The sequence below is a fragment of the Mesorhizobium sp. M7D.F.Ca.US.004.01.2.1 genome (assembly GCF_003997785.1).
Taxonomy (GTDB): Bacteria; Pseudomonadota; Alphaproteobacteria; order Rhizobiales; family Rhizobiaceae; genus Mesorhizobium; species Mesorhizobium loti.
Map to the genome: position 1 here is coordinate 1 of NZ_RZRQ01000191.1, position 11,760 is coordinate 11,760.

The 11,760-nt window shown below is 64.2% G+C and carries 9 protein-coding genes; 7 read left to right on the top strand and 2 right to left on the bottom strand.

Annotated elements, in window-relative coordinates:
• From EN993_RS22875 to EN993_RS22885, 3 genes are all read left to right on the top strand, one after another.
• Positions 1-673 (top strand): glycosyltransferase family 4 protein (locus tag EN993_RS22875; protein WP_127264889.1); only part of this gene is annotated, 673 nt, incomplete at its 5' end.
• Positions 670-1,464, top strand: coding sequence for a WecB/TagA/CpsF family glycosyltransferase (locus EN993_RS22880; RefSeq protein ID WP_109670275.1), 795 nt, complete (start codon positions 670-672; stop codon positions 1,462-1,464). The genes EN993_RS22875 and EN993_RS22880, both read left to right, overlap by 4 nt.
• Positions 1,461-2,384, top strand: a complete 924-nt coding sequence (locus tag EN993_RS22885) for a DUF6492 family protein (protein WP_127264890.1) — start codon at positions 1,461-1,463, stop codon at positions 2,382-2,384. Before EN993_RS22880 ends, EN993_RS22885 begins: the two co-directional genes overlap by 4 nt.
• On the opposite strand, the gene EN993_RS22890 is transcribed toward EN993_RS22885, so the two are convergent.
• Positions 2,381-3,676 carry a lipopolysaccharide biosynthesis protein gene (locus tag EN993_RS22890; protein WP_109670271.1) on the bottom strand — a complete coding sequence of 432 codons (1,296 nt, stop codon included), beginning with the start codon at positions 3,674-3,676 and terminating at the stop codon, positions 2,381-2,383. The genes EN993_RS22885 and EN993_RS22890 overlap by 4 nt on opposite strands.
• 198 nt (positions 3,677-3,874) lie before the next feature.
• On the opposite strand from EN993_RS22890, the gene EN993_RS22895 reads away from it, so the two are divergent.
• The 4 genes from EN993_RS22895 to EN993_RS22910 all read left to right on the top strand — a co-directional run bounded on the left by EN993_RS22895 (position 3,875) and on the right by EN993_RS22910 (position 10,323).
• The gene (locus EN993_RS22895) at positions 3,875-6,433 is read left to right on the top strand and encodes a Wzz/FepE/Etk N-terminal domain-containing protein (RefSeq protein WP_127264891.1); all 2,559 of its coding nucleotides are present in this window, start codon (positions 3,875-3,877) and stop codon (positions 6,431-6,433) included.
• A gap of 180 nt (positions 6,434-6,613) precedes the next feature.
• Positions 6,614-7,513 (top strand): bifunctional methylenetetrahydrofolate dehydrogenase/methenyltetrahydrofolate cyclohydrolase FolD, encoded by a 900-nt coding sequence (folD, locus tag EN993_RS22900; RefSeq protein WP_127264892.1) that lies wholly within the window; start codon positions 6,614-6,616, stop codon positions 7,511-7,513.
• A gap of 20 nt (positions 7,514-7,533) precedes the next feature.
• Complete coding sequence (locus tag EN993_RS22905; RefSeq protein WP_164548583.1) at positions 7,534-8,532, top strand: GlxA family transcriptional regulator; 999 nt, start codon at positions 7,534-7,536, stop codon at positions 8,530-8,532.
• Between the two features lie 126 nt (positions 8,533-8,658).
• Entirely contained in the window at positions 8,659-10,323 is a 1,665-nt protein-coding gene (locus tag EN993_RS22910; RefSeq protein ID WP_127264893.1) for a VWA domain-containing protein, read from the top strand.
• Between the two features lie 67 nt (positions 10,324-10,390).
• Here EN993_RS22910 and edd read toward each other — a convergent pair.
• Positions 10,391-11,760: phosphogluconate dehydratase (gene edd, locus EN993_RS22915; RefSeq protein ID WP_127264894.1), on the bottom strand; the 1,370-nt coding region annotated here is incomplete at its 5' end.

Consider the following 11,760-nt stretch of genomic DNA (forward strand, 5'->3'; position numbering starts at 1 on the left):
GCTCAAGACCGTAGAAGAACGTCTCTGTCGACGGGCGCGCTTCGTCTTCACGCTGGCCGAGGAAGACCGCGCCGCACTCGGTGTCGCCTCGGACGACCGCTCGGCGGTGCTGCCTTTGGTGACCGGCGCCGCGGCGCCAACCCGGAAAGGCCCGCGCCGCATCGACTGCGACGCCGCCCTGATCGGCACCTGGACCTGGCAGCCGAACCGCATCGGTCTCGACTGGTTCCTGGGCAAGGTCGTACCGCATTTACGCTCCGATTTCCGCATCCGCGTCGCCGGCAGCATGCCTGCCGGCGTTACGTCGAAGCATCCCGGTGTCGAATTTGTCGGCCGCGTGCCCGACGCGCAGGCGTTCGTAAGCAGCGCTGCCGTCATCCCGTTGATCAGCACCGCCGGCAGCGGCGTCCAGTTGAAGACCATCGAAACCTTCGAGCTCGGCCTGCCGTCCGTCGCCACCAGCCGGTCGCTGCGCGGCATTGACCATCGCCCGGCCAATTGTGTCGTCACCGACGACCCCGCTGCCTTCGCCAAGGCTCTCGAAGCCGCGGCTGCCGACATCCGCGACGTCGACGGCAGCGCGTTCCGGCGTTCGCAGGTCAAGGCGCTCGACGCCGCCATCCGTCTCGGCCTCGAAAAGCTCGGGCCTGTCAGGCAGGAGGCGTTTGCATGAACATGCATTCCGCCCGCGCCGCCTTCGGGCTCGACAAGCTCAAGACGATCCTTGGCATCCCGGTGGTTGCGATCCGCTGGAACGATGCCATCGTCCTGCTGAACCGGCTGATCGCCGAGCGGCGCTTCACCAAGGTCAGTTTCCTCAACGCCCACAACGCCAACATCGCCTGTACCGATCCGGTCTTCGCCGAGGCGCTGGATGATTTCCTCATCCTGCCCGACGGCATCGGCGTCGATCTGGCGGCGAGACTTCTTTACGGCGCGCCGTTTCCGGACAATCTCAACGGCACTGATTTCGTCCCCGCCTTCCTGCAAGCCTCGACGACGCCGCTGACGGTTGGGCTGCTCGGCGCGACGCGCGTCAACGCCGAAGCGGCGTCGGTCAAGCTGGCAGCACTGGCCGTGCAGCACCGGTTCGTGGTGATCCACGACGGCTATTTCCCCGCTTCGCAGGAATCGGAAATCGTCGACCGGATCGCCGCGCTGCGGCCGGACGTGCTGCTCGTCGCCATGGGTGTGCCGCGCCAGGAATTGTGGATCGCACGCCATATCGACGCGCGCCACTGTACGCTGCCGATCGCCGTCGGCGCGCTGCTCGACTTCCTGAGCGGCTCGGTGCCGCGGGCACCCTTGTGGATGCGCCGGCTGCGGCTTGAATGGCTGTTTCGGTTGGCTGTCGAACCGAGCCGCCTGTGGCGCCGCTATGTGGTCGGCAATCCCCTGTTCCTGCTGCGCGTCGTCAGGCAGAGATTCTCGCGTACACCCGAAACAGCGAGGGACAGCCAGTGAACAGCAGGTTCGTTCCAGGCGCCGCTGTCGAACCAGGCCCGCTTCGGCAGACACCGACGGCGGCAATCGTGACGGCAAGCTACGCGCCCGATTTCGAGCGCTGCCGCCTGCTGTGCGAGACACTTGATCGCCACGTTTCCGGCGCGGCGCACCACTACATCCTGGTCGAACATCGCGACGTCAGGCTGTTTCGCCAATTGGAGACCGGCCGCCGCACGGTCGTCGACGAGCGTGATCTGCTGCCACGCTGGCTGTATGCCTTCGACGACCCGCTCAGCCTGTTTCGACGGCGCGTCTGGCTCAGCCTGAAGACGCAGCCGTTGCGCGGCTGGCACGTGCAACAGCTGCGCCGCATCGCCATATCAGCGCACGCATCCGAAGACGTGCTGATCTTCTGCGATTCCGACGTCGCCTTCCTGAAACCTTTCGACTGCGGCGCCTTCTGGCGCGACGGCAAGGCGCGGCTGTTCCGGCGTGACGGCGTGCTGGCGGACGAAGGTCATGATGAGCATCGCATCTGGTCGCGCAACGCCGGGTCGGCACTCGGCATCGATCCGTCCCGGACATCGATCCACGACTATATTTCGACGCTGATCGCCTGGCGTCGCGACACCGTACTGGCGATGTGCGGCGAGATCGAAAGAGTCCATGGCCGCAACTGGGTCGAGGTCGTCGGCTCGGCGCGCAAATTCTCCGAATGCATGATCTACGGCCGCTATGTCGACGATCTGCTGGAGGGCGCCGGCCACTTCCACGGCTCGGAGGAGTTCTGCCGTATCCACTGGACCGGCGAAGCGCTGTCGGACGACGAGTTCCGCCACTTCGTTGCCGCCATGGCGCCGGAGCAGGTGGCGATAGGCATGCAATCCTTCATCGGCACCGATATCGGCCGCATCCGCCGTCTGATTGGGTTGGATTAGACGGGTTTGGCCGGCTTGCGCATCGCCGAATAGGTGAGCAGCGTCGAGGCGAGATACAAAAGCAGGAAGACGACGTTGAGCGACAGCACCAGGTTCGGCGTGTCGAGGATGGTCGTCAGCACATAGGTCAGCAACAGCGCCTTCAGCCCGGCGAGCAGGCCGAGATTGAGCGCCCGCACCAGCGTCTGGCCGCGTGCGAACAAAAGCTCGGCCTGGTATTCGACCAGATTGCGCAGTCCCGGCACGCAGATCGCCAGCACGACCAGCGGGGCGGCCTCGGCGACATTCTTGCCGAGCGCATTGGGGAAGAAGTGCAGGACGATGCCAAGCGTCAGCAGCGCCAGCGTCGACACCGCGAACACGCCGCCTTCGATGCCGCTCTTGACCGCCAGTCGCGACAGCAGTTCCGGCGCGCGCATCATGCGTTGCACCAGCATCATCGAGAAAGTGCGGATCGGAATGGCCGTCAGATCGACCAGCCGCATGATGATGGCGTAGATACCGGCCAGATGCGGGCCGCCGATCGCCAGGACCAGTAGCTTGTCGAACTCCATCTGCAGGTAGAACAGCACTTCGGCGCCGGCCACATAGATGGAATCGGCCAATCGCCTGAGATAGAGCTCGATGCGCAGCCGCAGCCGCTGGCGCGGGTAGAAGAAGCCGAAGGCAATCAGCAGCGAGGCGGCGTTGGCGCCGATATAGAACCACGACCATATCCAGACGCTGTGTTGCGCCCAGAACATGAACAGCACCGCGCCAAGCGCCCGCAGCGCCGTCGCCAGGATGGCCAGCAGCGCGGCGCGGCCGAACTTGCCCAGACCGTTGTTGACGATCAGCGCCACCTCCACCGGCCGCCATAGCAGCGCTTCGGCAAAGACGATTGCAGCAAACACCGACAGCGGCACGGTGTCGGCGAAGAAAATCAGGTAGACGCCGAACGAGGCCGCCGCCAGCAGCGGCAGCGACAGCACGCCGAGCAGCAGGAAGCCGGCGGTGAAGGTGCCGATCAGATTGGGTCGGATGGTGGCAGTGCGGTAGAGCGCCGATATGAAACCGAAGGCGAGGATGCGCGACAGCATGACGCCGGCCGCCGATGCGGTGGCGAACATGCCGAACTCGGAAATGGACAGCGTGTTGGCCAGTGCGATGAAATAGGCGAGTGAAAACACCAGTCGCCCACCGGCGCCGCTGATCGCCGAGAAATAGTCGCGAAGCAGCCCCCGTCGTTCGGCCAAAAAAATGCCGATCCGGGCGAGGGGCCGCCTTTGCGGTATATCACTGGCCTGCGTCATGTCTCACGGAGAGCCTAGGCCGGAAAACTTAACGTGCCGTTCTGGGGTCTACGGTTGTGTCGAAAATAGATGCAACCGAAGAGGGAAACCGCAGGCTCGGCGCGGGAAAATTAACCTTTTGTTTTCCATGCCTGTTTAGCGTGGCTTAACGAATGGCCAATCGCCGTTTGCAGGTCGCCAAGGGTAAAGTTCCAGACAATGGTCGACAGGGAAAACCGCGAAGACTGGAAGCGCGAGCGCTCGTTGCTGGCGCTTGGCCAGGCTGTGCGCGGCGACGAACCTGACGCGTCCCTGGTCTCGATCGGGGATCGGGCAGACCCGTCATGGCGCGAGGATGCCGCCACCCGCCATCGCCTCGCCCGTTCACGGCGCGAAACGCGGACGAACCCGAAGCTGTCGGATCCGGTCGCAACAGACGGGTATCAGGCCGGCTACGAGCCAGCCTCGTCGGTGAGCCATCCGCAAAACACGCCACGGACACAGTCTGTTGCTGTTGAAACCGCAGGCGCCTCCGATCGTACATCCGAACGTTACCATTCAAGCGCCGCGCCGGCGTCCCACAATGACGGCGCCGACAGCCAGCAGTGGAAGCCGCTGATCGATCCAATGCAAGTCGTCCGCGGTGTCGGCAAGTCGAAGCTGCTGATCGTGACGACGACGATGCTGGGTGCCGCGCTCGGCATTGCGATCGCGCTGTCGACGCCGAAGAAATACGAGGCCACCACCGAGCTGATCGTCGATCCGCGCGACCTGAAGCTGACTGACCGCGATCTCACCCAGTCGGTCGTCGCTTCCGACGCCACGCTAGCCATCGTTGAGAACCAGGTCCGGGTGCTGACATCAGGCACCGTTCTCAACAAGGTCGTCGACAAGCTCAATCTGGTCAATGACCCGGAATTCAATGGGCAAGGCGGCGGCCTCAGCGTCATGTCGCTCATCCGCTCCGTCCTGTCTCGCAATGACGGACCGGGCGGTGTCGACGACACCCGCCGCCGTGCGCTGGCTGTCGGCAATCTGGCTGAGAGCCTTTCGGTCGAGCGCGGCGGCAAGACCTTCGTCATCACCGTCAGCGCGACAACGCAGAATGGTGAGAAATCGGCCCTCATCGCCAACACGATGACGGATGTCTTCCTGCAGACCTTCGGCCAGATTCAATCGGACACCGCCGGCCGCGCCACGGACGAACTCACGGCCAGGCTGGACGAGTTGCGCAAGGGCGTCGAGGCGGCCGAGCGCAAGGTCGAGGATTTCAGAGCCACGCACGACCTTGTCGACGCGCAGGGCCACCTCATCAGCGACGATGAGATGCTGAAGCTCAACGAGCAGCTGTCGGTTGCCCGCGCCCGCACGCTGGAACTCAATGCTCGGGCGGCCTCGGCGCGCTCGGTCGATGTCAACTCGGTTCTCACCGGCACCTTGCCGGAGGAGATCAACTCCAACACGATGAGCGATCTGCGTTCGCAATATGCGTCGCTCAAGCAGGAAGTCGACCGCGCCGCCATCCGGTTCGGTCCGCGCCACCCCGAACTCCAGGCGCTCAATGCCCAGATTGCCGGCGCACGCGACCGCATCGCCGCTGAGTTGCGCCGCATCGGCTCGTCGCTGCAGGTCGACCTCAAGCGCGCCGTGCAACTCGAACAGGATCTCGCTTCTCGTCTGGCTCAGCTCAAGGTCCGCAGCGGCGACGTCAACAGCGATCTGGTGTCGATGCGCGAACTGGAGCGCGAGGCCACCGCCAAGCGTTCCGTCTACGAACAGTACCTGCTCCGTGCCAAGGAGACCGGCGAGCAGAAGGACATCAACACCGCCAACATCAATGTGATCTCGAAGGCTTTCGCGCCACTCGAGCCGAACGGGCCGTCGCGGGTCGTCGTAGCGCTTGCCGGCCTGTTGCTGGGCTTTGCCTCGGGCATTGGCCTCGGCGCCATGCGTGGCGCCTATGAGAGCCTGCGTGACACAGCCAATTCGCGATCGCGCCGCGACCGCAGCGTGGATGAACGCCGGGCGCCCTATGAGGACAAGCCATATCGGGCAGCACCCCCGGCACCGCTACAACCACCAGTACTGCAGCCATCGACACCCCCGCCTACACCGCCACCACCTGCGCCACCGCCGGCAGCACCACCACCTGTCCAGCAAGCTGAGGTCGCCTCGGCCGAAGGTTCCGGCCGGATCGGTGCCTTGCTGTCGAGGCTGCACAAGTCCGTGTCCCGCAAGCCGTCCCCGGAAGAGCCTTTCGATACGGAGTGGGTCTCTGATGAAAACGTGAAGCCAACGCGAGATCCGGCGTACCCCGCCTATCTCCAGTCGGCACCGGCCTTTGCGTCCCAGCAGCAGGTTGCAGCCGCCTACCCGCCGTCGCCTTTCCAGCCGGGCGCCCAGGCCCCATATACGCAGCAGATGGCGCAGCCGCCATTACCGCCTCACATAGTGCCGCAGCGACCATATTCGGGCCCGCAGCTCTATCCCTACGCGCAGCCATTGGCCTACACGCAGCAGCCCGGCCATACCCATCCGCAGTCCACGCCCGCCCCCAATGCCGGGCAGCAGCCCTATCCGCCTCAGCCTGCTTCTGAGCCTTATCCGCAGCCGCCCATCCCGCCGCAGCAGGCGCCTCAGCGATCGGTGGAGGCGCCGCAGCCCAAGGCGGACGTCGAGCAGCAGGCGCCAATCGAGGAAATCCGCGCCAGCCTGCGCGAATTCCGCGAAGCGGTTCGCGAACTCACCGAGAGCCGCGCGCGTCGCCGGTACTTCTGAGCCACAAAATTCTTCGCTGTGCCGTACAAAAACATGCCGGTTTCGCGTAAACGGCATGGGAAGGCGCTTTGGCGGGATTGCGTGTTGGAATTTTCGTGAAAATGCCACGCGGTGAAAGATCAAAAAGCGCGTCGCTTCCGGAAGCGACGCGCTTGGGCATTTTGGTGTTGAGGATGGTCCATGGCCGAAGTGATTGATGGTAAGAGCGTTGCTGAAGATGTGGTGCGGACGGTCAAGGCCCTGACGGCCGAGCTGGTTGCCAAAGGCAACGCCAAGCCCGGTCTTGCCGTGGTCATCGTCGGCGAGGATCCGGCCAGCCAGGTCTATGTCGCCTCCAAATCGCGCACCGCCAAGGAATGCGGCTTTCATTCCGTCCAGCACACGCTGCCGGCCGAAACCTCCGAACAGGCATTGCTGAAGATCATCGGCGACCTCAACGCCGATCCGGCCATCAACGGCATCCTGGTACAGCTTCCGCTGCCGGCCCATATCGACGCCGGCAAGATCATCCAGACCATCGCGCCGGAAAAGGATGTCGACGGCTTCCATTTCATCAATGTCGGCAAGCTCGGCACCGGTGAACTCGAGACCGCCTTCGTGCCTTGCACGCCGGCGGGCTCGATGCTTTTGATCGAGCGTGTGCGCGGCAAGGACCTGTCCGGCCTCAATGCCGTCGTCGTCGGCCGCTCCAACATCGTCGGCAAGCCGATGGCCAACCTCCTGCTTGCCGCCAACTGCACCGTCACCGTCGCGCACAGCCGCACGAAGGATCTGCCGGCACTGGCCCGCACCGCAGACATTCTTGTCGCGGCCGTCGGCCGGCCGGAGATGATCAGGGGCGATTGGGTGAAGCCGGGCGCCACCGTCATCGATGTAGGCATCAACCGCATTCCGGCGCCGGAAAAGGGCGAGGGCAAGTCGCGCCTCGTTGGCGATGTTGCCTATGCCGAAGCGGCCAAGGCCGCCGGCGCCATCACGCCGGTGCCCGGCGGTGTCGGGCCGATGACCATTGCCATGCTGATGGCCAATACGTTAGCCTCTGCCTACCTTGCGGCCGAATTGAAACGGCCGTCCTTCTGACCCGCCAGAAAGCCGCAGCTTTGCCGAACCCCACTATTCCCTTGGAACGGCCGGCCATAACCGATCCCGTTCAAGGCGGCCGGCAGTTCGCTTTCCTGCTGGTCGACAAGTTCTCCATGTTCTCGCTGGCCGCGGCGATCGACACGTTCCGGTCGGCAAATCGGTTGCTCGGCCGCGACTTCTATGGCTGGACCACGGTGTCGGCCGACGGCGATCCGGTGATGGCCTCCAATGGCCTACCGCTCAAGATCGACTACGCCGTTGCCGACCTGCCGCCTGTCGACATCCTCTTCGTCTCGGTCGGGCTGACGACGGAATTTCCTGGCAAGAGCAAGGTGCTGGCGGCACTGCGCAGCTGGGGCCGGCGCGGCAATGCACTGGGTGCCTTGTCGGTCGGTTCCTACCTGCTGGCTGAGGCCGGCCAGCTCGAAGGCTATCGCTGCACTATCCATTGGGAAAATCGCGCAGGCTTCGTCGAACGGTTCCCCGACATCAACTGCACGGGCAACGTCTTCGAGATCGATCGCAAGCGTTATACCTGCGCCGGCGGCACCACCTCGATCGACCTGATGCTGGAGATCGTGCGCGGCGATTTCGGTTCGAATCTCGCCAATGGCGTCGCCAACCAGTTCCAGCATGAACGCATCCGCTCGGCCGGAGACCGCCAGCGTGTCGGGCCGGAACGCGACCTGACCGGCAAGTCGGAGAAGCTCAGGCGCATCGTCGAACTGATGGCCGACCACCTCGACGAGCCGCTGTCGGCCGTGCAACTGGCCAAATCCGCCGGCCTGTCGGTGCGCCAGGTCGAGCGCCTGTTCCTGCGCCATCTCAGCGTCACGCCCGGCCGTTATTACATGCGGTTGCGGCTGGAGCGGGCGCGCGAATTGCTGCGCCAGACCAACATGCCGATCCTCGATGTGGCGATCGCGACCGGCTTCACCTCGCATTCCTACTTCGCCCAGAGCTACCGGCTGCAATTCGGCAGGCCGCCCTCGGAAGAGCGCCGCACGACCTACTGAGCGGATTTTCGCTTTCGCCGAAAAGTCTGGCATTCGGCTCCCTCACAGCCGCGCCCGGACTTGTGTCCTGACGCCGCGTCAAATAGCTTTCCCGCCCGGATCAGGGGCGGATTTGAGGAGATATCGATGGCGGGACTTGCACGGGGCGTCGCTGCGGCGATCCTTCTTTTGTCGATGACGACACTCGGCTTTGCCGCAAACAAGGTCATCATCATTCTCGATGCTTCCGGCTCGATGTGGGCGCAGATCGACGGCAAGCCCAAGCTCGAGATCGCCCGTGAATCGCTGAGGTCCGTGCTTCAATCGGTCCCCGCCGAGGACGAGATCGGCTTCATGGCCTATGGCCATCGCGAAAAGGGCAGCTGCGACGACATTCAGTTGATCGTGCCGCCACAGGCAGGTTCTGCCAGCGCCATTTCGGCCGCCGCCGACAGCCTGAAATTCCTCGGCAAGACGCCGCTGACGGCGGCCGTCAAGCAGGCGGCCGAAGCGTTGAAATACACCGAGGACAAGGCGACCGTGGTGCTCATCACCGACGGGCTCGAAACATGCGGTGGCGACCCTTGCGCGCTTGGCAAGGAGCTTGAAGCATCCGGCGTCGACTTCACCGCCGATGTCGTCGGCTTCGGCCTCACCGCCGATGAGGGCAAGCAGATTGCCTGCCTCGCCGACAACACCGGCGGCAAATACATCCAGGCCTCCGACGAGAAGGCGCTGCAGGAGGCGCTTGTCGAGACCGTCGCAGCACCGGCGCCTGCACCCGAACCAGCGCCGGCACCGGCCCCAGCACCGGCGCCCGAGCCTGCCAAGCCGGAATTCAATCTTCTGCCCACCGCAGTGCTTGCCGAAGGCGGCGATCCTGTCACCGACGGAAATGCCTGGGAGATCTGCAAGGCGAAATCCGACGGCACGCGCGGCGACAACGTCACCACCGAATACGGCGCCTACAAAGGAAATCTGGAGCCGGGCGACTACATTATCGTTGCGCGCGACGGTGAGGCCAAGACCGAACAGAAGCTCAAGATCGAGGCAGGCCAGGTCTACAAGCCGGTGTTCACGTTGAATGCCGGCACGCTCATCATTCATCCGCGACCAAGCGCGGGGGCGGATGTTGTCGACGGCGCGGCTGTCGTGATCGACTACCCGGGCGCCGATGCACCCGCGACCTACTATGGCACCACCAAGATCGTGTTGCCGGCCGGTGACGAGAAAGTGACGGTCACGATCGGCCAGGGCGTGGCGGCCGAAACGATTCCGCTCGCTGCCGGCAAAACGGTCGAAAAGGACATCATCGTCGGCGTCGGGCATATCGTTGCCAACGCCTACTATACCGCTGGCGGCGACAAGGCTGACGGTTCGGGCATCGGCTTTAAGGTGTTCAAGGCGAAGAAGAAGATCGACGGGACCAGGGAAGAAGTGACCTATGCCTATGGTCCCGACAGCAAGTTCGATCTGCCGCCGGACGACTATGTTTTGATCGCGACGGTCGAGTTGGCAGAGGTCGAGCAGCCGTTCACGGTGAAGGCCGGTGAGTCTCAGGACGTGAAAGTGGCCATGAATGCCGGCGTGCTGGCAATCACCGCGCCCGGCGCCTCGAAGATCGAGATTTTCGAGACGAAGAAGGACATCAACGGCAACCGCAAGTCGATCGGCTATAACTACGACGCGAAGTTCCAGACCACGCTGCCGGCTGGCGACTACGCGATTGTCGCCGACACCTCCGACAACGACTCAAAGGAAGGTACGGCTACGGTCAAGGCCGGCGAACGCGTCGAGGTCACCGTCAAGTAACTGCCTTAACCCCATGAAAAAGGGCGGCCACGAGCCGCCCTTTTTCATGGGCAGGATGGTGATCCCATCAAGCCGTGCCGAAGGCGCTGGCGCCATGATCGGCGCGGCCGACCAATTGCCGGAAGCCAGCGAACAGCTCGCGGCCAAAACCGAATTCATTGCCGATGAGATCAGCTTCCGCCGTACGGCGTAGTGCGAATTCCGGTGCCGGCACAAACACTTCCAGCGTGCCTGCATCGGCGTCCAGCCGGATAACGTCGCCCTCGTGGATCCTGGCGATAGGACCGTCCTCGACCGCTTCCGGCGTCACGTGGATCGCCGCCGGCACCTTGCCGGAGGCGCCCGACATGCGCCCGTCGGTGACCAGCGCCACGCGCTGGCCGCGATCCTGCAGGATGCCGAGCACGGTGGTCAGCTTGTGCAGTTCCGGCATGCCGTTGGCCTTAGGTCCCTGGAAGCGGATAACGGCGATGAAATCGCCGGTCAGCGTGCCTGCCTTGAACGCTTCATTCAGCCCTTGCTGGCTGTCAAAGACCTTGGCCGGCGCTTCGATGATGCGGCGCTCCGGCTTTACGGCGGAAGTCTTGATGACGGCGTGGCCGAGATTGCCCGACAGCACCTTCAGGCCGCCGGTCGCCTGGAACGCCTTGTTGAACGGCGCCAGCACTTTCTCGTCGCCGCTTGTCCGCGGCGAGGCTTCGCGCACGACGCTGCCATCGGCGCCAAGCTTTGCTTCAACCGCGTAGGGCCGCAGGCCTTCGCCCCATACCGTCTGCACATCCTCGTGCAGGATGCCTTCGTCGAGCAGTTCGCGGATCAGGAAGCCGAGCCCGCCGGCGGCGTGAAAATGGTTCACGTCGGCGAGACCATTAGGATAGACCCGCGCCAGCAGCGGCACCGCTTCCGAAAGATCGGAAATGTCCTGCCAGGTGATGGCGATGCCGGCCGCCGCAGCCATGGCGATCAGGTGGATGGTGTGATTGGTCGAACCGCCGGTGGCATGCAGGCCGACGACGCCGTTGACGATCGAGCGCTCGTCGATCATCCGGCCGACCGGCGTATAGGCGTTGCCCAGCGCGGTGATCGCCAGCGCCCGCTTGGTCGCCTCGCGGGTCAAGGCCTCGCGCAGCGGCGTGCCGGGGTTGACGAAGGACGCGCCCGGCGTGTGCAGGCCCATGATTTCCATCAGCATCTGGTTGGAATTCGCCGTGCCGTAGAAGGTGCAGGTGCCTGGCCCATGGTAGGATTTGGACTCGGCCTCCAGTAGTTCGGCGCGTCCTGCCTTGCCCTCGGCATAGAGCTGGCGGACCTTGGCTTTTTCGTCATTGGGCAGGCCGGTCGTCATCGGCCCGGCCGGAATGAACACCGCCGGCAGATGGCCGAAGGTGAGGGCTGCGATCACCAGCCCCGGCACGATCTTGTCGCAGACGCCGAGAT

What these genes read in the sequence shown, in the direction of transcription:
- EN993_RS22895 (WP_127264891.1), top strand. Translation starts at nt 3,875, where the DNA reads ATGGTCGACAGGGAAAACCGCGAAGACTGGAAGCGCGAGCGCTCGTTG.
- EN993_RS22890 (WP_109670271.1), bottom strand. Translation starts at nt 3,676, where the DNA reads ATGACGCAGGCCAGTGATATACCGCAAAGGCGGCCCCTCGCCCGGATC.
- EN993_RS22880 (WP_109670275.1), top strand. Translation starts at nt 670, where the DNA reads ATGAACATGCATTCCGCCCGCGCCGCCTTCGGGCTCGACAAGCTCAAG.
- folD (WP_127264892.1), top strand. Translation starts at nt 6,614, where the DNA reads ATGGCCGAAGTGATTGATGGTAAGAGCGTTGCTGAAGATGTGGTGCGG.
- EN993_RS22910 (WP_127264893.1), top strand. Translation starts at nt 8,659, where the DNA reads ATGGCGGGACTTGCACGGGGCGTCGCTGCGGCGATCCTTCTTTTGTCG.